This window comes from Sphingobium sp. VMM, from assembly GCF_056790315.1.
In genome coordinates, this window is the sequence record NZ_JBXGSI010000008.1 from 132,682 (window position 1) to 153,542 (window position 20,861).

Below are 20,861 nucleotides of genomic sequence, written 5' to 3' on the forward strand. Positions count from 1 at the left end.
CATCACACCCGCTCCAGCAGCACGGCGAGGCCTTGGCCGACGCCGATGCACATGAAGGCCAGCGCATGGCGCCCGCCGGTCCGATGCAGTTCCTCGACCGCCGACAGCGCGATGCGCGCGCCCGACATGCCGAGCGGATGGCCGAGCGCGATCGCCCCGCCACTGGGATTGACGCGCGGGTCGAACGGATCGACGGCGAGGTCGCGCAGCGTTGCGATCGCCTGGCTGGCAAAGGCTTCATTGAGTTCGATCACATCCAGTTGATCGACGGTCATGTCGTTACGGGCGAGCAGCTTGCGCGCCGCCTCAATCGGGCCGGCCCCCATGATCCGGGGCGCAATGCCGGCCGCTGCCATGCCGATCACCCGAGCACGCGGTGTCAAGCCGTGCGTCACCGCAGCCGCTTCCGACGCGACCAGCATCGCCGCCGCGCCGTCGTTGAGACCAGACGCATTGCCCGCCGTCACCGTGCCGTCGGCTTTCACCACCGGCTTTAGCTTCGCCAGCGCCTCCAGGCTGGTGGCACGCAGATGCTCGTCCGCCTCGAACAGCAGCGGATCGCCCTTCTTCTGCGGGATCGCAACGGGCACGATTTCGGCGGCGAAGCGCCCGCTTGCCTGCGCGCGCGCCGCCTTTTCCTGGCTGGCCAGCGCAAAGCGATCCTGTTCCTCGCGGCTGATGCCCCATTGTTCGGCGACATTCTCGCCGGTCTGGGGCATGGTATCGACGCCATAGGCGGCCTTCATCGCGGGGTTGATGAAGCGCCAGCCGAGCGTCGTATCCTCGATCTTCTGGTCGCGGCCGAAGGCACTGCCGGCCTTGCCCAGCACATAGGGCGCGCGGGTCATGCTCTCGGCACCGCCGGCGATCAGGAAATCGGCGTCGTCGCTGCGGATCGCCTGCGCCGCCATGCCCAGCGCGTTGAGGCCCGAGCTGCAAAGCCGATTGACGGTCACGCCCGGCACGGCCTCACCCATGCCCGCCAGCAGCACCGCCATGCGCGCGACATTGCGATTATCCTCGCCCGCCTGGTTGGCGCAGCCCAGGATCACATCGTCGAGGGCCGACCAGTCGGCGCCTCCATTGCGCGCCGTCAGGGCCTTGAGCGGCAGCGCCGCCAGATCGTCGGCGCGAATGGTCGCCAGCGATCCGTTGAGCTTGCCGATCGGGGTGCGGACGGCGTCGCAGATGAAGGCCTGTGCCATATGTCTCAGCTTTCCAGGAAAGAGGTGATAGCGCCCGCCAGCGCTTCGGGCGCTTCGAGCGGGGCCAGATGCGCGGCTTCCAGCGCCACATGCGCCGCGCCGGGGATGCGGGCGATCAGATGCTCGCCATGCCCCGCATAGGGTGTCGATGTGTCGCGGGTGCCGGTCACGACCAAGGTCGGGCAGGCGATGCCGCCGATCCGGTCGGCCAGGTCCATGTCGCGGATCGCCGCGCCGCAGCCGGCATAGCCCTGCGCATCCATCGCCAGCAACTGACGGCGCACCGCTTCATAAATGGCCGGCTCGGCGGCGTCGGAGAGGAAACGGCCCATGGCGAGGTCGGCGATGGCGGCCATGCCCTCGCCCCGCACCTTGGCGATACGGTCGTTCCAGGACGCGCTGTCCATCGTCGCGGAGGTGCAGATCGGCAGCAGCTTCTCGACCCGCCCCGGCGCCCGCAGCGCCAGTTCCATGCCGATCATGCCGCCCAGCGAGACACCGGCCACAGAGAAGCGATCGAACCCGGCCGCATCGGCCGCCGCCAGCACATCGTCGGCCAGCATCGCGAGCGCATAATCACCCGGTTCGGCGATCGACGCGCCATGGCCGCGCGCATCGATCCGCAACAGGGCAAAGCGATCGCGCAGATGCGGCAGCACGCCGTCCCACAAATCCATGTCGGTGCCGATGCTGTTCAGCAGCACGAGCGCGGGCGCATCCTCCCGCCCATCGCGCTTCCAGTAGAGAGTGGCGCCATTGCGCTGGATGAAGGTCATGCTCAATCCTCCGGCGCGATGGCGACGCGCAGCCCATCCAGCGCGGATGTCATCATGATCTGGCAGGACAGGCGCGACCGATCGCCGCGATGGTCGGAGGAATCGAGCAGGTCATCCTCGTCGCCGCTGGCCGCGCCGACCGCGCCGGTCCAGGCATCATCCACGAATACGTGGCAGGTGGCGCAGGAACAGCAGCCACCGCACAGCGCCAGCAGTTCGTCAAAGCCATTGTCGCGAATGGCCTCCATCACGGAGACGCCCTCACGGGCATCGATATTGGTTTCGTCCCCCGCGCGGTTGACGACGATCAGATTGGGCACGGTAAATTCCAGTCTTATGCGTTTTCGAGGATCGCCAGCGGCGCGCCGGTCTTCTCGACCACTTCGGCTTCGGTGACGCCGGGGGCCAGCTCCACCAGGGTGAGGCCGCCCTTCGCCCGATCGACGGCGATCACGGCGAGGTCGGTGATGATGAGGTCGACCACCGCCTTGCCGGTGAGCGGCAGGGTGCAAGCCTCGAGGATCTTGGGGCTGCCATTTTTCGACACATGGTCCATCACCACGACCACGCGCTTGACGCCGGCGACCAGATCCATGGCGCCGCCCATGCCCTTCACCATCTTGCCGGGAATGGTCCAGTTGGCGAGGTCGCCATTGGCGGCCACCTCCATCGCGCCCAGCACCGCCATGTCGATATGGCCGCCCCGGATCATCGCGAAACTGTCCGCCGAGGAGAAGAAGCTGCTGGTCGGCAGCGCGGTGATCGTCTGCTTGCCGGCGTTGATCAGGTCCGGGTCCGCCTCGCCTTCAAACGGGAAAGGACCGATGCCGAGCATCCCATTCTCGCTCTGGAGCGTGACATTCACGCCCTGCGGCACATGGTTCGCCACCAGGGTCGGGATGCCTATGCCGAGGTTCACATAATAGCCGTCGCGCAGTTCCTTCGCGGCGCGCGCCGCCATCTCGTCGCGGGTCCAGCTCATTATGCGATCTCCCTTTCACGAACCGTCAGCTTCTCGATCCGCTTCTCGTTGATGGTGGAAAGGACGATGCGGTCGACATAGATGCCCGGCGTGTGGATGCAGTCGGGGTCGAAGCTGCCCTCAGGCACGATTTCCTCGACCTCCACCACTGTCACCTTGCCGGCCGTCGCCATGTTCGGGTTGAAGTTGCGCGCGGTCTTGCGGAACATCAGGTTCCCGGCCGGGTCGGCCCGCCACGCCTTGATGATCGACAGATCAGCGCGCAGCCAGGTTTCGCGGACATAATCCTCGCCCTCGAAATTCTCGACCGGCTTGCCCTCGGCCACCACCGTGCCGACGCCGGTCTTGGTGTAGAAGGCCGGGATGCCGGCGCCACCGGCACGGATACGTTCGGCCAGCGTCCCCTGCGGGTTCAGCTCCAATTCCAGCTCGCCCGACAGATACTGGCTTTCGAACAGCTTGTTCTCGCCCACATAGGAAGAGGTCATCTTTTTGACCTGCCGGCTTTCCAGCAGCATCCACAGGCCAAAGCCGTCGGCGCCGGCATTGTTGGAAATGACGGTCAGATCCTTCACGCCGCTCGCGCGGATTTCCGGGATCAGGCTTTCGGGGTTGCCCGACAGGCCGAAGCCGCCCGACATGATCGTCATCCCGTCGAACAACAGGCCATCAAGGGCCTGCGCCGGGCTGTCGTAGATTTTCTGCATGTCTTCAGTCCCTTCAGCCGATATCGCCGCCCGCAACGGGCAAGACCGATCCGGTCACATAACTGGCCTCGTCGGAGGCGAGGAAAAGAATGGGCGCGATCTGCTCGTCCAGCGTGCCGTAGCGCTTCATGAAGGCCGACGACGTCACCTGTTCCACCGCCTCGGCCATCCAGGCCTGTTCTTGGCGGTTGTCGCCCTCGGCATTGCGCGGCACGCGGCGCGGCGGCGCGCTGGTGCCGCCCGGCGCGGTTGCGACGACACGGATGCCTGCCTCCGCATATTCCATCGCCAGTGCCTGGGTCAGGCCGTTGATCCCGCCCTTCGCCGCCGAATAGGGCACGCGGCGGATGCCGCGCGTGGCGTTGGATGACAGGTTGACGATCGTCCCCGCGCCCTGCTCCAGCATCGCCGGCAGGACCGCATGGCAGCAATAGAGGGTCGGCATCAGCGAACGGCGGATTTCCGCGTCGATCTGTTCCGGCTCGAACTGCGCATAGGGCCGCATGCGGATTGCGCCGCCGACATTGTTAATGAGGATGTCGATGCGCCCGAACGCCGCGATCGCCGCCGCCATCGCCTGTGCCGCGCCCTCATAGGTTTCAAGGTCGCAGGTGACGGATATGGCCTTGCCGCCGGCCGCGACGATCGCCTGCTCGACATCGGCCACGAAGTCCGCCCGGTCGACCAGCACGAGGCTGGCGCCCTCGGCCGCGGCACGGGTGGCGACACCGGCACCGATGCCCTGCGCCGCGCCGGTCACGACCATCACCTTGCCGGCGAAGCGTCCCTGGAAGATCATCGCCCGCCCCTCAGATATGATAGACGTCGATGACCTGATGAATATAGTCGTCCTTGAGGACGATCGTCTTCTTCAGGATCTTCGGCGCCGCGCCGCTGATGTCCAGCGTGACGAAGCTGGTTCCGAAAAACTGCTGCGTCTTCTGGTAGCGATGGCTCATCGTGTGCCAGTTGTAGCGCAGGTCGATCGCATCGCTCCGTGTCTCGATCACCTCGATATTCGCCAGGAAGTGCGAGGTGCGCGCCTCCGGCGTACTCGCCGAGGACCGTTCGGTCTTCAAGCGATAGACGCGATCCTCCAGCCCCTTGCGGTTGCCATAATAGATGAGCGAGATTTCGCTGTGCGGATCGGTGGTCAGCGCATCATCGTCGGTCCAGGCCGGCATCCAATATTCGCACTGTTCCGAATAGCATTCCAGCCATGCGTCCAGTTCGCGATCGTCGAGCAGCCGTGCCTCGCGATAGAGAAAGGCGCAGATATCCTGATAGGAGAGCGCCGCGCGCTCCGTGTCGAGCACCAGTGTCATTCTGCGGCCTCCATCATCGGCGCACCGGCTTCGCGAGCCATGCCGTCGAGCATGATCTGCGCCCAGAATTCATGCTGGCGCACGAACAGCCCTTCATCCTCGCTGCGCTCGCTCGACAGCAGCGGGTACATGCCCATGGCGGTGGCATTGCTGTCCGGCCCGGCGATCCAGCGGGTCGCACCACGGCTCAAGTCATTCCACAATTCACCCGCGCCTTCATAGGCCGATTGGCAACTGCGGAATTCCTCCAGATCGTCGGGCGTACCCATGCCGGTGACGTTGAAGAAGTCCTCATATTGGCGGATGCGATGCGCCCGGTCTTCCGCGCTCTCGCCCTTGGGGGCGTAGCAATAGATGGTGACTTCGGTCGTATGCACGTCGATCGGGCGAACGACGCGGATCTGGGTCGAAAACTGGTCCATCAGGAAGACATTGGGGTAGAGCGCCAGATTGCGCGTCTGCTCCAGGATGAAGCGGGCCTTGTCCTCGCCCAGCCGCTCGACCAGCTGGTCCTTATAGTTCCAGACCGGCCGGACCTCGGGGTTCAGCACCTGGGTCCAGAGCAGGATATGACCATGCTCGAAGCCATAGACGCCGCTTGCCGGTGCCTTCGACCAGCCATTGGCGTCGACCGCCTTGGTCCCGCCCTCGGCGCGGCGGCCCATGGTCGACTGGTAATTTTCATGGACCGAGCTGACATGATAGCCGTCGCAGCCATTTTCCATCTGCATCTTCCAATTGCCATGGAAGGTGTAGGTGGAATTGCCGGTCAGCACTTCCAGGCCCTCGGGCGCCTGATCGACCATCTGGTCGATGATGACCTTGGCCTCGCCCAGATGATCCTCCAGCGGCAGGACATCATGATTGAGCGACCCGAAGATGAAGCCGCGATAGCTTTCGACCCGCACCTTGGTCAGGTCGTGCGACCCTTCATGATCGAAACTGTCGGGATAGGCGCCGGTGCTGGCATCCTTGGCGCGCAGCAGCTTGCCGTCGGTCTTGAAGCTCCAGCCATGGAAGGGGCAGACGAACAAGGGCTGGTTGCCACGCTTGCGGCGGCACAGCTTGGCGCCGCGATGGGCGCAGGCATTGACCACGCAATTGAGGCCGCCATCCTTGGCCCGCGTCAGGATCACCGGCGTATGGCCGATCCAGGTGGTGAAATAATCGTTCTTCTTCTCGACCTGGCTCTCATGGGCCAGATAGACCCAGTTGCTCTCGAAGATATATTTCATCTCCAGATCGAACAGTTCCGGGTCCGTGAAGACGTCGCGGCGGCAGCGGAAGATGCCGGTTTCCGGATCGTCCACGACCGCAGTTTCAACACGGTCGCGCAGGAAAGCCATGGGGCTGGTCATGATCCTCTCTCCTCTCAGGCCGGCTCTGTGACCGGTTCGACGGCATCCACCACCAGGCGCTTGCGGGTCGAAAAGGCCTCGTCGCCCTCATCGTCCGCGCGCTGCAGATGGAAATCGAAGGCGATATGGGCGCTGTCGCCCTGGCGGTTGGGCACCGGCAACAGCCCTTCGCGGGTGCCGAAGGCGAAATCGTCGGCAGCGAACGGATCGTCGCCAAAGTTGATCTGCGTGGTCAGGCGGCGATAGCCCGGCGCCTCGATGAAGAAATGCACATGGGCGGGGCGATTGCCGTGCCGGCCAAGCGCCTTCATCAGCGTGTCGGATGCGCCGCCCGGCGGCACCGAATAGCCGTTCGGCATCTTCGAGGAGAAGGCATAGGTGCCATCGGCCGCGATCCTGAGGCGACGACGATTGTTGAACGGCGTCTGTTCATGGGTCGGGTCGAAATGCGAATAGAAGCCGTGCGAGTCCGCATGCCAGACATGGACCAGGCCGTCCGTCACCGCCTCGCCATCCGGGCCGATGATGCGGCCGGTCATGTAGAGCGTGTCGGTATCGTCGGCATCATCGGTCAGATAGGCGCCGCTCTCGACGATCGGCGCGCCCTCGACATAGAGCGGCCCTTCAATCGTGCGCGGGGTGCCGCCCGACTTGCCGGCCTCGGCATCCTTGGCATCCATGTAGAGATCGATGAAATGTTCCAGGCCGACGCCCGGCATCAGCAGGCCCAGTTCGCCAGCACCCGCCGCGCCCTGCAGGAAGTTGACGGCGTTCCACACCTCATCCTCGCTGACATCATAGCGGGCGATGACGGTCATGCAGGACTCGATCAGGTCACGAACGATGCCCTTCATGCGGGCGTTGCCACCGTCGCAGTCCAGCCCCGCGACACGGTCGAGCAGGTTCTGGATTTCCGGTGTTTCTACGAAGCTGGTACCCATATTTTTCTCTCCTAAGCTTTGCGGTCTGTGTCGGACGATCAGCGATCATCCTCATGGATCGAGGACGGATGGCGGCAGAGCGGCGTGATCTTCATCGTCATGAAGGGGTAGAGCGGCAGCGCCATCAGCGTGTCGTGCAGGGCGGCATTGCTCTCGACATCGAAGATCGAGACGTTGGAATAGAGGCCGACCTTGCGCCAGATATGGCGCCAGGTGCCGGCGGCCTGCAGCGTTTGGAAATAGGCCTTTTCCGCCGCCTTGATCCGGGTGGCTTCCGCTGCATCGAAATCCAGCGGGATGTTGACGTCCATTTCGACCATGAACAGCATGGGTTTCAGGCTCCTGCGGTAACGGCGTGAAGGATCGGCGACGTGCGATCGCGCCGGAAGAAGGCGAGCTTGTCCTCGTCAAAGGCGATGCCCAGGCCCGGCCCGGTCGGCACGGCGAGCGAGAAGTCGGCATAGCCGAGCGGATCGCGCAATATGTCCTCGGTCTGGAGCAATGGACCGAACAATTCGGTGCCCCAGGCGAGGTCCGGCAGGGTGGCGAAGACATGGGCCGACGCGACCGTGCCGACACCGCCCTCCAGCATCGTGCCGCCATAAAGGCCGATGCCGGCCGCCGTGCCGATCGCGGCCACGTCGGCCGCTGCGAACAGGCCGCCCGACTGGGCGATCTTGAGCGCGAAGACGCCGGCGGCATGGGCCGAGGCGATACGCATCGCACTGCGCGGACCATTCAATGCCTCGTCCGCCATCAGCGGCACCGGCTGGTTCTTCGACAGGCGCGCCATCGCGGCGATCGCGTCGCCGGCGATCGGCTGTTCGACCAGGTCGCAGCCGACATCATGCAGCATGGCCATGCCGATCTTGGCCTGCGCCTCCGACCAGTTCTGGTTGACGTCGACGCGCACGCTGGCGCGGTCGCCCAGCGCCTTGCAGATGGCGCCGACATGGGCGACGTCGTCGCGCACTTCGCGCTTGCCGATCTTCAACTTGAAGATGCGATGGCGCCGGCGGTCGAGCATCTCCTCGCCCTCGGCAATGTCGCGCGCAGTGTCGCCACTGGCCAGCGTCCAGGCGACGGGCAGACTGTCGCGCACCCGGCCGCCGCCGATCAGTTCGGACACGGCGATGCCCAGCCGCTTGCCCGCCATGTCGAGCAGCGCGGTTTCGACCGCGCATTTGGCGAAATGATTGCCGCGCACGCAGCGGGCGACTTTGGCCATGGTGGCGCCGACCTGCGCCAGGTCGCAGGTTTCCAGGACCGGGATGATATAGGTGTCGATCGCCGACTTGATGCTTTCGGGGCTTTCCTCGCCATAGCTGAGGCCGCCGATCGTGGTGCCTTCGCCAATCCCCTCGATACCGTCGGCATCGGTCAGGCGGACGATCACCATCGATTGGGCGTGCATGGTCGCCATGGCCAGCACATGCGGGCGGATCGTCGGCACATCGACGATGAAGGTATCGGCGTGGCTCAATCCAGCCATTGCGGCGACTCTCCCAAATGCTTACGTTTCATGGGATAGCTATGCCTCGTCCGCACCGGTTTCAAAGATCAATGCGGTCAAGGGGTCATACTCTGGAGGTATAAGTCAGTGATGGACCTGCGCCTCTTGCGCTATTTCGTGGCGGTGGCCGACGAAGGCAATTTCAACCGCGCCGCCGACCGGCTGCATATTGCCCAGCCGCCTTTGTCCCGTGCGATCCAGCAACTGGAGGCGCATGTGGGCGCGCCTTTGCTCGACCGCGCCAGCCGCCCGCTGCGGCTCACCGATGTCGGACGCCTGCTCCATGCCCAGGCGCTGCAGTTGCTGGCGCGGATGGAGGATGTCGAGACGATGGTGAAGACCGCCGCCACCAGCCAGCGCCGCCGGCTGGTGATCGGCTTCGTCGCCTCGACCATCTATGCCCGCCTGCCCGAACTGATCCGCGAATTTCGCAAGGTCGCCGACAATGTCGAGCTGGTGATGGTGGAAAGCACCACGCTGGAACAGATTGCAGCATTGAAGGACGGACGCATCGATGTCGGCTTCGGCCGCATCCGGTTCGAGGATCCTGCCGTCCGTCGCATCATCCTGCGCAATGAGAAGATGGTCGCCGCCTTCCCGATGGACCACCCGCTGGCCCGTGGCGAAGGACCGATCTCGATCCGCGACCTGGCCGAAGAACCACAGATCATCTATCCACGCGCGCCGCGCCCCAGCTATGCCGACCAGGTCATATCGCTGTTCCGCGACCATGCGATCGAACCGCGCATCGTCCATGAAGCGCGTGAACTGCAGATCGCCATCGGCCTGGTCGCGGCGCAGGAGGGGATGGCGATCGTCCCCGAATCGGTCCATCGCGCCCGCAGCCACGATGTCGCCTTTCGCGACCTGATCGAGCCGGCCACCTCCCCTATCATCATGAGCCACCGCCCCGGCGACCGTTCACCCGAACTGGCACTGATGGCGTCGGTGATCGCGCGCCAATATGCACAATGGGGCTATGAGGTGCCGGCCGCCCTGACCGAGGAGCTTTGAAGCCACCCAACCGCCCGCCATACCCGTAGCGTATTTCAACGGGACTTAATTGGTATTTGGCGCCGCCCTGCATGTCATTCACTTTCCGGGGAAATCATACCCATCAATAAGGGAGAGGAATCGATATGCAGGGTATCGATATAAATCGTCACATCGACGAAGCCAGGTTTGGAAACCTACATCTCAAGATCATCATTGCTTGCGCCATCCTGCTTATAGTCGATGGCTATGACGTCTTCATTTACGGCGTCGTCCTTCCACAGTTGATGGACCAATGGGGACTTAGCGCCCCGCAGGCCGGGTCGCTCGCCAGCTGGGCCTTGTTCGGCATGATGTCCGGCGCCCTCTTCTTCGGTCCTCTGGGCGACCGGATCGGCCGCAAGACCTGCATCACCATCTGCTTCGCGCTGTTCAGCGCCGTCACCTTCATCAACGGCTTCGCCACCACGCCGACCATGTTCGGCGCGCTGCGCTTTCTCGCCGGCCTCGGCTGTGGCGGGCTGATGCCCAATGCGGTGGCGCTGACCAATGAATATGCGCCAAAGCGGATGCGCAGCACCCTCGTCGCGCTGATGTTCAGCGGCTATGCCGTGGGTGGCATGGCGGCGGCGGGCTTGGGCATCTGGCTGCTGCCGCTGTTCGGCTGGCAGGCGATGTTCTTTGCCGCTGCCGTGCCGCTCGTCCTCCTGCCGCTCGTCCTGCGCGGCCTGCCGGAATCGGCCGGCTTCCTCGTCCGGCAGGGGCGCCAGGAACAGGCCCGCGCCATCCTTCAGCGGCTGTCGCCCGGCGAGCGCCTCGACGGCCCGCTGCTCCAGCCGCAGGGTATCGCCGCCAAGACCAGCATTGCCGCGCTTTTCCAGCACAATCGCACGCTCGGCACGCTGTCGATGTGGCTCTGCTTCTTCTGCTGCCTGCTGATGGTCTATGCGCTCGGCTCCTGGCTGCCACAACTGATGCGCAGCGCCGGATACAGTCTGGGGTCCAGCCTGTCCTTCCTGCTGGCACTCAATTTCGGCGGCATGTTCGGCGCGATCGCCGGCGGACGCCTGGCCGACCGGTTCGGCCTGCCCCAGGTGGTCATCGCCTATTTCCTGCTCGGCGCGATCTGCATCAGCCTGCTCGGCCTCAACGGACCGATGCCGATCCTCTATCTGCTGATCTTCGTCGCCGGCGCCGGCACCACCGGCACGCAGATATTGCTCTATGCCAGCGTCGCCGATTTCTATGACCTGTCGGTCCGCTCGACCGGCCTGGGCTGGGCATCGGGCATGGGCCGGGTCGGTGCGATTGTCGGACCGATGCTGGGCGGCGTACTGCTCGCGGCGCAACTGCCGATGACGCTCAACTTCGTCGCCTTCGCCATTCCGGGCCTCGTCTCGGTGCTGGCCACCCTGGTCTTCATGCTGAGCCGTCGCCAGCAGGTTGCCCGAGAAAACTACGCCCTGGCGGCGTGATCGGACCATCATGACTGCAAGCCAGACGGGCTGGATCCCGGCGATCATCGCCGGGATCATCGCCACCACCATATCCTATGCCGGCCCGCTGGTGATCATCTTTCAGGCAGCGCAGGGCCTTGAACCCGCCCTCGTCGCCTCCTGGATCTGGGCGATCTCGATCGGCAGCGGCCTGTTGGGCATATTGCTCAGCTGGCGCTGGCGCGTGCCGATCGTCATCGCCTGGTCGGCGCCGGGATCGGCGCTGCTGGTGACGATGCTGCCGCAGACTGATTTCGCGACCGCGATCGGCGCCTATATCGTCGCCAATCTCGCGGTCCTGCTGGTCGGCCTGTCGGGCGCCTTCGACCAGTTGATGCAGCGGCTGCCCGCCGCGATCACCGCCGCGATGCTGGCCGGCATATTGTTTCGTTTCGTTATCGATATGATTGGTGCCGTGCCGTCCGCGCCGGTGATGCTGATCGCGATGATCGCCGCCTTCTTCGCCGGCCGCGTGATCGCCCCCCGATACGCCGTGGTCGCGGTGCTGGTGACGGGTGTCGCGATCACCGCGTTCAGCGGCGGCCTGTCGGGATCGATCGGCACGCCGCACCTCACCATGCCGGTCTGGACGACGCCGCGCTTCGACTGGGCCGCGACCGCCAGCATCGCCGTGCCGCTGGCGGTGGTCGCGCTGACCGGTCAGTTCCTGCCCGGCATCGCCGTGCTGCGCGCCGCCGGTTACGACCAGCCCGCCGCCCGGCCGATCGTCTCGACCAGCGCCATCGCCTCGATCGCGCTTGCGCCGTTCGGCTGCCACGGCCTCAACCTCGCCGCCTTCACCGCCGCCATCTGCCTTGGCCCCGACGCCCATCCCGATCCCGCCCGCCGCTACATGGCCGGCATCGCGGGCGGCGTCACCTATCTCGTCTTCGGCGCCTTTGCCGCCACCGTTCTGGCGCTGTTCGCCACCCTGCCCAAGACGCTGATCGCCGCGCTAGCGGGCCTCGCCTTGTTTCCGGTCGTCGCCAATTCGCTCAGCACCGCATTGCGCGCCGAGCAGGGACGCGACGCCGCCCTTGTCACTTTCGCTGTCAGCGCATCGGGCATGACGCTGGCCGGGCTCGGCTCCGCCTTCTGGGGCCTGATCTCGGCCTCGCCGTCCACCTGCTCCAGAGCCTCGTCGCAAAACGGCCCGAACGGGCCACCGCATAACCAGAAAAACCATATCCGGAGAGTATGCATGTTCGATCTTCTGGCGCCCGTCCTGGCCGCCTCCGCGGCACAAGCCACCCCCGCCCCGCCGCCCGCTCCTGTCGAAGTCGCGCAGAAGGAGGCGACGCCGGCCGAGGCACAACTGCCGCCATCACAGACCAGCGAGCGGCCCAAGGCGCCCAAGCCGGCCTTCCGCCCGATCAACCATGACGAGGATTATTCCGGCTTCCGCGACGTGCGCGACGCGAACCTGTGGACCCGCCTCAAATATCTGCCGATCGTCGGCAACACCTATGCCACGCTAGGCGGTGAACTGCGCCTGCGCCCCGAACTGCGATTGGGCGAACGCTGGGGCCGCGGCCCGCAGGATGATGATGGCAATTTCCAGCAGCGCAGCCGCATCTGGGGCGATCTCCAGGTCGAAGGTCTGTTCCGCGCCTTCGTCGATCTCGAACATGCAACCAGCACTGGCCTCGATTCCGTCGTCGCCCCGATCGAGGAAGGCCGGCTGGACTTCAACCAGGCCTTTGTCGAGGCGCATGTCCCGGTCGGCAAGGGTCGGATCGTCGCGCGCCTCGGTCGCCAGGAAATCGGTATCGGCAACCAGACCGTGTTCGACATGCGCGAAGGCGCCAATACTCGCCGCTCGCTCGACCTGCTGCGCGTCATGGCGACCCAGGGACCATGGGATGGCGGCTTCCTCACCGGTCATGCCGTGCTGGAAAAGCTCGGCACCTTCGATGACGAAACCAACCATGATTATGATCTGACCGGCTTTCATGCCGGCCGCAGCTTCGGCGCCGGCGCCCGCACCGGCCGCGCCGAAGCACTGTTCGTCTCGTCCGACCGCGCCAGCCTTGCCTTCGACAGCGAAGCCGCCGCCCGCGACCAGCGCCGCACCCTGTCGCTGCGCTATGCCGGCAAGCGCGACGCCTGGAGCATCGATGTCGAGGGCATCCGCCAATGGGGCTCGTTCGGCGATCTCGACATCGACGCCTATTATGTCACGGGCACCGCCGCCTATGGCTGGCAGGGCGGATGGAAGCCCAAGCTGGCCTTGCGCGTCGATGTCGGCTCGGGCGATAAGAACCCCAATGACGGCAAGATCGGCACCTATGCGCCGCTCTTCCCCAAGCCGCTTACCTATAATGGCGACCTTGGCCCGCATAACCTGACGATCATCCAGCCGCAGTTGTCGATCCAGCCGACCGCGAAGCTGAAGCTCGATTTCTCGGCGGCGGGCCTGTGGCGCACCTCCACCAAGGACGGCGTCTACTCACTCGGGGGTCAGGTGCTGCGGCGCGGCGACGAAAGCGACAGCCGCTTCTTCGGCAAGCGCGCGACGGCGGCCGGCCAATATGCGCTCAACCCGTTCATGACGCTGGGCTTCTACACCATCTATGGCGACGTCTCGGAAAAGTTCAAACCCGGCCGCGACCTCTATTATGCCGCCACCTACCTGACCTTTCGCTTCTAGATCAGGCAGTGTGGATGTGCCGGAGGCAGGCGGGATCGCCGGTCTCCTCCGGCACAGGCAGCGGCTGTCAGCCCCGCCGTCGCCAGCGCCGGAACAGCGATACCCCCAGTACCCCGCCGCCCACCACGGCCGCGATCGCGCCGCCAGCCGAGGCCAGCGCCCAGGCCCCGGCGGCCAGCAGGCCCGTCAGGAAATCGACGATGATGAGGGTGAGGTGAATCATGCCGGAAGGAAGACGGCGCTAGGCGCCAAGTTCCTTCGCCTCCTGATATTTCAGCTCCAGAAAGCGGTTCTGGGTCGCCAGCTTGTCGAGATCGCCGCTCGCCAGTTGCTCGCTCATCCGGCCGATCTCGGCATCGATCACCGACAGCCCTTCGATCAGCTGCTTTTCGGGCACGCGGCCATTGCGTTCCTCGCGCCGCAGCGGCGCGGGGATCGACTGATAGCCGGTGACCAGTTCGGGCAGATGATCGGCCAGCAGCTTGCGAATCTCGTGCGCGGCGGGATCCTGCTCGCCCAGTCGTTCGAGCTGCGGCGCCAGCGTCTCCAGCTTGACGCCGATGCTGTCGACCAGGGTGACCGCCGGCGCGGGCAAGGCCTTGCGCTGATTTTCCAGCCAGATTTCGGTCTTCAGCGGCAGGGCGGTCAGCGCCGTGTCCGCCAGCTTGTCAGGACTGACCGCCCGTTCACCCGGCAGCAGCGCGAAGAACAGCGTGGTGACCAGCAGCAGGCCGAGCACGATCATCACGCCACTGGTACCCAGCGGCATGAACCAGCCCGCGACCATGGCCGCTATGATGATCGCGAAGGCGGCGCCGGCGATCCGACCCAGCCGCCGCATGATCGATGCGTTGCGCCGTTCGCGCGCACGGCTGGTCAGGCTCTTGCCGCGCTCGCTATGGCGGCGCAGCACCGCCTCGGCATCGGCCAACACGCGGTCGGACCGGCTCATGCCATCAACTCCAGGAAAAGGGGCAGGGTGGGGCGCATCCTTATCCCTCGATCGCGCTCAGCAGCGGGTTTTCCGCGCGCGCTTCCTTGGCGGCCTGGGCCTGGCCCTCGGACCGGGCGATATAGCCCTTGGACTTTTCCACCTCGTTCGACAGCACAGTGACCGTCGTCTTCATGTTTTCGAGCGCCTTGAGCTTGAACGTGTCGATATTGTCCATCGTGTCGTAGATATTCTGGAAGGCGCGCTGCAGCGTTTCGATCGGGATCGTGCTGCTGGCGGCCTGCTCATGAATCTGCGCGGTCTGGCTCTTGAGCAGTTCGCCGGTCGAATCGATGATATTGGCGGTGGTGGTGTTGAGCGCGGTGATCTGTTCCAGCACCAGCCGCTGGCCGACCAGCGCCTGCGCCACGGTGACGGCGGTGCGCAGCGCGGCGACGGTGGTGGTGCTGGCGCGGTCCACGCCCTTCACCAGCTCGACATTATTCTTCTTCACCAGGTCCAGCGCCAGATAGCCCTGCACCGTGACCGCCATCTGGGTCAGCAGATCCTGGGTGCGCTGGCGGATGTAGAAGAGCGCGCTCTCGCGGATCGCCTTGGCCTTGGTCGGATCGGTCGAATCCAGCTCCAGCGCCTTGGCTTCCAGCCGGGCGTCCATGGTCTTGCTGATGTGGATCATCTGTTCCAGCTTGCCCATGGTCTGCCACATATTCTGGCGTTCCACGTCGATCGCGGCATTATCCTTGATCAGCACATCCTTGCCGCTGGCGAGCGATCCCAGGATCGAATTGATATGCGTCTGGCTCGACTTGTAGCTGTCGAAATAGTCGCGCATCTTGTTGCCGAACGGGATGATGCCGAACAGCTTCTTGGGCGCGGTCAGGCTGCCGCGCTTGCCGGGGTCCAGATCCTCGACCGTGCGGCGCAGTTCGGCCAGATCGGCCCCGACCTTGTTGTCGCTGTCCATCGCGCGCACCGGCCGATCGAGGAAGCGGTTGCTGTGCCCGGCGGCCTCGGCGATTTCCTTGCGACCCATATTGGTCAGCTGGTCGACGCGCTGGCCGAAGGCGGGCGAATTGGCGTCCTGCGCCACCAGATCGTCGATGAAGGCGTCGACCTTCTCGTCCAGCTTGGATCGCTTGTCGTCGTCGATCGGCACCAGTCCCGCCGCCTTTTCGGGCGCGACCACCGGCACCGGATCGGGCGGCGTCAGGTTCAGCGTATCAGCGGTCGCGGTCGGCGCGGTCGAAGCCATGTCATCTCCCAGGGGCCAGATCGGCCTGACTGTCATATGTGCATAAAACAGTAAGGCTGCAAGTCTCTCTCCGTGCAGATATAGGCGCTCGGGCCATGCCATTGCAATCGGGGGACGTCTGGTTAGCATGGCGCAAAGACCAGAGGAGAGTGAATGACGCAGCAGGAAGGGCATGCCCCGGCCGATCCCCAGGCCGCGATGATCGCGGCGGTGGCGGCCGATCCCCGTTATGGTGAACTGGTGGCGCGGCGGGCGCGGCTGGGCTGGTGGCTGTCGGCGATGATCTTCACCGCCTTTGTCGGCTATCTGGTGCTAATCGCCTTCGACAAGGCGCTGCTGGGCATGCCGATCGGCGATGGCGTCACCTCGATCGGCATTCCGATCGGCCTTGGCCTCATCCTGCTCGCGATCGCGCTGACCGGCCTCTATGTCGCCTATGCCAACCGCCATCATGACGCGCAGATGGCCGCCATCCTCAAGGATCATGGCGCATGAGGGCGCGGCTTGTCGGCGCGCTCGCTCTTGCTCTGCTCCCCACTCCCGCCTTCGCCGCCGCACTGGAGGGGGAGGCGCAGCGTCAGCCGATCAACTGGGTGGCGATCGCGATGTTCGTCGCCTTTGTCGGCCTGACCCTGTGGATAACCAAGGCGGCGGCCGCGCGCACCCGCACCGCGTCGGACTTCTACACGGCGGGCGGCGGCATCAGTGGCTTTCAGAACGGCCTCGCCATGGCGGGCGACTATATGTCCGCCGCCTCCTTCCTCGGCATATCGGCGCAGATATTCACCGACGGCTATGATGGCCTCATCTATTCCACCGGCTTCCTCGTCGGCTGGCCGATCCTGCTGTTCCTGATGGCGGAGCGGCTGCGCAACCTTGGTCGCTTCACCTTTGCCGATGTCGCTTCCTACCGTTTCGCCCAGCCGCCGGTGCGCAGCTTCGCGGCGGTCTCCACCCTGCTGGTGGTCAGCTTCTACCTGATTGCCCAGATGGTCGGCGCGGGGCAGCTCATCAAATTGCTGTTCGGCCTGCCCTATGCGGTGGCGGTGGTGATCGTCGGCGCGCTGATGATGCTCTATGTCCTGTTCGGCGGCATGCGCGCGACCACCTGGGTACAGATCATCAAGGCGGTGCTGCTGCTGGGCGGCGCCAGCTTCATGGCGCTGATGGTGCTGGCCCAGTTCGGCTTCTCGCTCGAAGCCCTGTTCGCCCGCGCAGTCGAGGTGAAGAGCGCAGCAGCGCAGGCGGCTGGCGCGTCGCCGGCCGAAGCCGCGGCGAAGGGCAGGGCGATCATGGCGCCGGGCGGCTTCATCAAGGATCCGGTTTCGGCCATCTCCTTCGGCCTCGCGCTGATGCTCGGCACAGCCGGCCTGCCGCACATATTGATGCGCTTCTTCACCGTCCCCGATGCCAAGGAAGCGCGCAAGTCGGTGTTGTGGGCGACCGGCTGGATCGGCTATTTCTATATCCTCACCTTCATCATCGGCTTCGGCGCGATCATCCTGGTCGGCACCGATGCCGGCTACAAGATGGCCGACGGCACGCTGCGCGGCGGCGGCAATATGGCGGCGATCCATCTCGCCCATGCGGTCGGCGGCAATGCCTTCCTGGGCTTCATCTCGGCGGTCGCCTTCGCGACCATCCTGGCGGTGGTGGCGGGGCTCACCTTGTCGGCCGCCTCGGCGGTCAGCCATGACCTTTATGCCACGGTGCTGAAACAGGGACGGGCCAACTCCGCCGACGAACTGCGCGTCTCGCGAATCACCACCCTGGCGCTGGGCGCGCTGGCGGTGCTGCTGGGGCTGGTTTTCGAGAAACAGAATGTCGCCTTCATGGTCAGCCTCGCCTTCGCGCTCGCCGCGTCGGGCAATTTCCCGGTGCTGATCCTGTCGCTGCTGTGGAGCGGCTGCACCACCCGTGGCGCGGCCTGGGGCGGCACGATCGGGCTGCTGACGGCCTTCGTCCTGACGCTGCTGTCGCCGGCGGTGTGGACCACCACCTTCGGCCTCGGCCCGGCGCCTTTCCCTTATAGCTCGGCGGCGATCTTCTCGGTCCCGGCCGGCTTCATCGCCATCTGGCTTATCTCCCGGCTCGACCGATCGCCCCGCGCGGCCGTCGACAAGGCCGGCTATCCGGCGCAGCGGGTGCGGGCGGAAACCGGCATCGGCGCCTTCGCCGCCAGCGACCATTGAACCTTCTCCTCCCGCGCCGCGTTCGGCGCGGGAGGAGAGAAGCCATGGACGAACAATTGACAGCGGCCGCCGACATGGCGGCGCATCGCCAGCCGGCATTCCCCGGCGAAAGCGCGGACTATGCGAAGGCGCGGCAGGATCTGCTGGCGGCGGAAATCGAATTTCGTCGCCACATGACGCGCCTGACCGCCCAGCGCCAGGCGCTGCCGCCCGGCCCGTTGATCACGAAGGATTATCGCTTCAAGGACGAACAGGGCTTCGAGGTCGGCCTGGTCGACCTGTTCGGCGACAAGGACGTGCTGGTCAGTTACTATTGGATGTATGGGCCGGAACGTGAACGGCCCTGCCCGATGTGTACCAACTGGATCGGCGCGGTCGATGGCAATGCCGCCGACATCAAGCAGCGCGTTGCCTACAAGATATTGAGCCGCAGCCCGGTCGAACGGCAATTCGCCTTCGCGCAGGAGCGGGGCTGGCGCAACACCGACTTCATCCAGACGATCGGCGACGATTATGCCCGCGATCTCGACCTGCTCCAGCCGGACGGCGAATATCCCGCGCTGATCGTCTATCGCCGCGACGGCGATCAGGTGCGGCTCTTCTGGATGAGCGAAATGGGACGCGAAATGGCCGATCCGGGCCAGGATCCCCGCGACGCGCCCGACATCGCCGCGCTCTGGTCGATCCTCGACCTGACGCCCGAAGGGCGGCCGGCCGACTGGTATCCGAAGTTGCGCTATTGACCCTCGCCGTCATCCCCGCGGAAGCGGGGATCCATCTCCCGACGATGCAATTATGCGCCAAGTCAGGAGATGGGTTCCCGCTTCCGCGGGAATGACGACGGGAAATCAGGTCAGCGCGCGCCCTCGGCGTAATAGCGCTCCATGTCGAGGCGCATCCGGTGCAGTGCTTCCGGGTTCAGATAGACCATGTGGCCCGCCGGATAATATTTGAACTGCAGGTTCGGCCGCAGCGCCGGCTCCAGCATCATGTGCTTCAGGTCGCGCTCGGTCGAGAAGAAGGGCGTCGCCATGTCATAATAGCCATTGAGCGACAGCACGCGCAGATGCGGGTTGATGCGCATCGCGGTGCTGAGGTCGGCGGTGACGTCGGCGACATTCTGCTTGCGGCCCGACGGCGGCTCATGGCTCCAGTCCCAGTTGAAGGCGCCACCTTCGCGTGCGCTCAGCCGATAGCTGAGGTCGGTCTGATAGCCGAGCTTGTTGGTCAATTGATCCAGGAAGCTGCCGACATAGAGGCCGCTGATAGCGGTGTCCGACGGATCATATTCGGGATCCTCGCCCGCCGCATCCTCGTCGATCCCCTTGTAGCGGCTGTCGAACCGGCCCAGCGTTTCGCGCCCGTCGCGCAGCAATTCCTTGCGGAAGCGGCTGAGGCTGACGCGCAGATTGGCGCGCTTGAGATAATCGACTGACAGGCCGGTGAAGCGGCTCATCTGCTGGGCGACGGCGTCCTCTTCCTGGGCGCTGATGTCCTGGCCCTTCAGCAGCGCGGCGGCATAGGGGCCGTTGGCGAACTGGCGCGCTTCCTCGACAAAGGCTTCCAGGCTGGCCGGGCGGCCGCCGGGTACCCGGTTATGATACCAGGCGGTCGCCGCATAGCTGGGCAGATAGCCGATATGGATGGTGTCGAAGCCCGACTGGCGGATGCCATAATTCATGATCGAGGACAGCAGGATGACGCCGTTCAGCGCCATGCCGCGATCTTCCAGTTGATAGGCCAGCGCGCCCGATCGGGTGGTGCCATAGCTTTCGCCGAAAATATATTTGGGGTCGCCCCAGCGGCCATTCTTGGTGGTGTAGCGCAGGATCGCCTTGGCAAAGGCATCGACATCCTGGTCAACGCCATAGAAATCGGCGCCCTTGGCATCGCCCAGCGGCCGCGAATAGCCCGATCCCACCGCGTCCAGGAACACCATATCGGTGCTGCCGATCAGGCTGTCGGGATTGGGGCCGACATCGAAGGGCGCGGGCGCGACCGCCTCGGGATTGCCGGTGCGGACATGATCGGGCGCAAAGCTGCCCATGCGCAGCCACAGCGAGGCCGATCCGGGACCGCCATTGTAGAAGAAGGTCAGCGGCCGATGCTTACCCGGCGCGGTATAGGCGGTGTAGAATACGCTGGCGGTCGGCTTGCCCTGGGCGTCGCGGATGGTCAGCGTGCCGGCGGTCGCGGTGTAGGCGATCGACTTGCCGTCGACGCTGGCCGTGCCCTTGCTGGTCTTGGTCACTTCCTCGACCGGGGCGCTGGCCCAGTTCTTGGCGATCTCGTCCGCCGTCTGCTCGGCATGCTGCTTGGCCGCGTCGGGCGCGCCATCCTTCTGGGCGAGGGCAGGGTGGGACAGGGAAAGGGCGAGGAGGGAAGCAAAGCCAAGGGTGGCGGTCAGCCGCATGGGGTGTCCTTTTCTTTTCAGGGTGCGAACCTGACGCGGTGTCATAGGCGGCTGCCACAGCGGGGCAAGGGAAACATCATAACATGACAGGATATTCATCTGCGCT

General features: G+C 65.1%; 21 protein-coding genes. 6 read left to right on the plus strand and 15 right to left on the minus strand.

Annotated elements, in window-relative coordinates:
* Positions 1 to 2 precede the first annotated feature (2 nt).
* Genes pcaF through ACUCV3_RS12345 form a run of 11 tightly spaced genes read right to left on the minus strand, consistent with a single transcriptional unit; the run spans position 3 to position 8,786 of the window.
* On the minus strand, positions 3 to 1,205 hold the full coding sequence (gene pcaF / locus ACUCV3_RS12295; RefSeq protein WP_279727631.1) for a 3-oxoadipyl-CoA thiolase: 1,203 nt from the start codon (positions 1,203 to 1,205) through the stop codon (positions 3 to 5).
* A 5-nt stretch (positions 1,206 to 1,210) separates the two neighbouring features.
* Positions 1,211 to 1,981 carry a 3-oxoadipate enol-lactonase gene (pcaD, locus tag ACUCV3_RS12300; protein WP_279727632.1) on the minus strand — a complete coding sequence of 257 codons (771 nt, stop codon included), beginning with the start codon at positions 1,979 to 1,981 and terminating at the stop codon, positions 1,211 to 1,213.
* A gap of 2 nt (positions 1,982 to 1,983) precedes the next feature.
* Positions 1,984 to 2,301: a 2Fe-2S iron-sulfur cluster-binding protein gene (locus ACUCV3_RS12305; RefSeq protein ID WP_279727633.1), complete on the minus strand. Its 318-nt coding sequence runs from the start codon at positions 2,299 to 2,301 to the stop codon at positions 1,984 to 1,986.
* 14 nt (positions 2,302 to 2,315) lie between these two features.
* The gene (locus tag ACUCV3_RS12310; RefSeq protein WP_279727634.1) at positions 2,316 to 2,963 is read right to left on the minus strand and encodes a 3-oxoacid CoA-transferase subunit B; all 648 of its coding nucleotides are present in this window, start codon (positions 2,961 to 2,963) and stop codon (positions 2,316 to 2,318) included.
* On the minus strand, positions 2,963 to 3,670 hold the full coding sequence (locus ACUCV3_RS12315) for a CoA transferase subunit A (protein ID WP_279727635.1): 708 nt from the start codon (positions 3,668 to 3,670) through the stop codon (positions 2,963 to 2,965). The genes ACUCV3_RS12310 and ACUCV3_RS12315 overlap by 1 nt, the downstream gene beginning before the upstream one ends.
* A 13-nt stretch (positions 3,671 to 3,683) precedes the next feature.
* Positions 3,684 to 4,469, minus strand: coding sequence for a benzoate diol dehydrogenase BenD (gene benD / locus ACUCV3_RS12320; RefSeq protein ID WP_279727636.1), 786 nt, complete (start codon positions 4,467 to 4,469; stop codon positions 3,684 to 3,686).
* Between the two features lie 10 nt (positions 4,470 to 4,479).
* The gene (gene benB / locus ACUCV3_RS12325; protein WP_069336840.1) at positions 4,480 to 4,995 is read right to left on the minus strand and encodes a benzoate 1,2-dioxygenase small subunit; all 516 of its coding nucleotides are present in this window, start codon (positions 4,993 to 4,995) and stop codon (positions 4,480 to 4,482) included.
* Complete coding sequence (locus ACUCV3_RS12330; protein WP_125985755.1) at positions 4,992 to 6,341, minus strand: SRPBCC family protein; 1,350 nt, start codon at positions 6,339 to 6,341, stop codon at positions 4,992 to 4,994. The genes benB and ACUCV3_RS12330 overlap by 4 nt, the downstream gene beginning before the upstream one ends.
* A gap of 26 nt (positions 6,342 to 6,367) precedes the next feature.
* A complete protein-coding gene (locus ACUCV3_RS12335; RefSeq protein ID WP_279727637.1) occupies positions 6,368 to 7,294 on the minus strand; it encodes a dioxygenase family protein in 927 nt (308 codons plus the stop codon).
* Between the two features lie 38 nt (positions 7,295 to 7,332).
* Complete coding sequence (catC, locus tag ACUCV3_RS12340) at positions 7,333 to 7,623, minus strand: muconolactone Delta-isomerase (protein WP_017499294.1); 291 nt, start codon at positions 7,621 to 7,623, stop codon at positions 7,333 to 7,335.
* Between the two features lie 5 nt (positions 7,624 to 7,628).
* Positions 7,629 to 8,786 (minus strand): muconate/chloromuconate family cycloisomerase, encoded by a 1,158-nt coding sequence (locus tag ACUCV3_RS12345; RefSeq protein WP_279727638.1) that lies wholly within the window; start codon positions 8,784 to 8,786, stop codon positions 7,629 to 7,631.
* A gap of 111 nt (positions 8,787 to 8,897) precedes the next feature.
* Between ACUCV3_RS12345 and ACUCV3_RS12350 the strand changes: the two genes are divergently transcribed.
* The 3 genes from ACUCV3_RS12350 (at position 8,898) to ACUCV3_RS12360 (ending at position 13,946) form a co-directional block, all read left to right on the plus strand.
* Positions 8,898 to 9,821 carry a LysR family transcriptional regulator gene (locus tag ACUCV3_RS12350; protein WP_010339175.1) on the plus strand — a complete coding sequence of 308 codons (924 nt, stop codon included), beginning with the start codon at positions 8,898 to 8,900 and terminating at the stop codon, positions 9,819 to 9,821.
* A gap of 125 nt (positions 9,822 to 9,946) precedes the next feature.
* Positions 9,947 to 11,275 (plus strand): MFS transporter, encoded by a 1,329-nt coding sequence (locus ACUCV3_RS12355; protein WP_279727639.1) that lies wholly within the window; start codon positions 9,947 to 9,949, stop codon positions 11,273 to 11,275.
* A gap of 10 nt (positions 11,276 to 11,285) precedes the next feature.
* Positions 11,286 to 13,946 (plus strand): benzoate/H(+) symporter BenE family transporter, encoded by a 2,661-nt coding sequence (locus ACUCV3_RS12360; protein WP_482240659.1) that lies wholly within the window; start codon positions 11,286 to 11,288, stop codon positions 13,944 to 13,946.
* Between the two features lie 67 nt (positions 13,947 to 14,013).
* Here ACUCV3_RS12360 and ACUCV3_RS12365 read toward each other — a convergent pair whose 3' ends face one another.
* From ACUCV3_RS12365 to ACUCV3_RS12375, 3 genes are read right to left on the minus strand one after another with little or no spacing between them, the layout of a single operon-like run.
* Positions 14,014 to 14,169: a hypothetical protein gene (locus ACUCV3_RS12365; protein WP_164546039.1), complete on the minus strand. Its 156-nt coding sequence runs from the start codon at positions 14,167 to 14,169 to the stop codon at positions 14,014 to 14,016.
* Positions 14,170 to 14,187: 18 nt separating this feature from the next.
* Positions 14,188 to 14,898: a hypothetical protein gene (locus ACUCV3_RS12370; protein ID WP_278394823.1), complete on the minus strand. Its 711-nt coding sequence runs from the start codon at positions 14,896 to 14,898 to the stop codon at positions 14,188 to 14,190.
* A 40-nt stretch (positions 14,899 to 14,938) separates the two neighbouring features.
* Positions 14,939 to 16,150 (minus strand): toxic anion resistance protein, encoded by a 1,212-nt coding sequence (locus ACUCV3_RS12375; RefSeq protein WP_125985721.1) that lies wholly within the window; start codon positions 16,148 to 16,150, stop codon positions 14,939 to 14,941.
* A 153-nt stretch (positions 16,151 to 16,303) separates the two neighbouring features.
* Here ACUCV3_RS12375 and ACUCV3_RS12380 point away from each other — a divergent pair, with 153 nt between their 5' ends.
* From ACUCV3_RS12380 to ACUCV3_RS12390, 3 genes are read left to right on the plus strand one after another with little or no spacing between them, the layout of a single operon-like run.
* A complete protein-coding gene (locus tag ACUCV3_RS12380) occupies positions 16,304 to 16,645 on the plus strand; it encodes a DUF485 domain-containing protein (RefSeq protein WP_279727643.1) in 342 nt (113 codons plus the stop codon).
* Positions 16,642 to 18,342: a cation acetate symporter gene (locus tag ACUCV3_RS12385; RefSeq protein ID WP_279727644.1), complete on the plus strand. Its 1,701-nt coding sequence runs from the start codon at positions 16,642 to 16,644 to the stop codon at positions 18,340 to 18,342. Before ACUCV3_RS12380 ends, ACUCV3_RS12385 begins: the two co-directional genes overlap by 4 nt.
* 44 nt (positions 18,343 to 18,386) lie before the next feature.
* A complete protein-coding gene (locus tag ACUCV3_RS12390) occupies positions 18,387 to 19,085 on the plus strand; it encodes a DUF899 family protein (RefSeq protein WP_279727645.1) in 699 nt (232 codons plus the stop codon).
* A gap of 110 nt (positions 19,086 to 19,195) precedes the next feature.
* On the opposite strand, the gene ACUCV3_RS12395 is transcribed toward ACUCV3_RS12390, so the two are convergent.
* Complete coding sequence (locus tag ACUCV3_RS12395; protein WP_482240660.1) at positions 19,196 to 20,755, minus strand: S10 family peptidase; 1,560 nt, start codon at positions 20,753 to 20,755, stop codon at positions 19,196 to 19,198.
* Positions 20,756 to 20,861 lie beyond the last annotated feature (106 nt).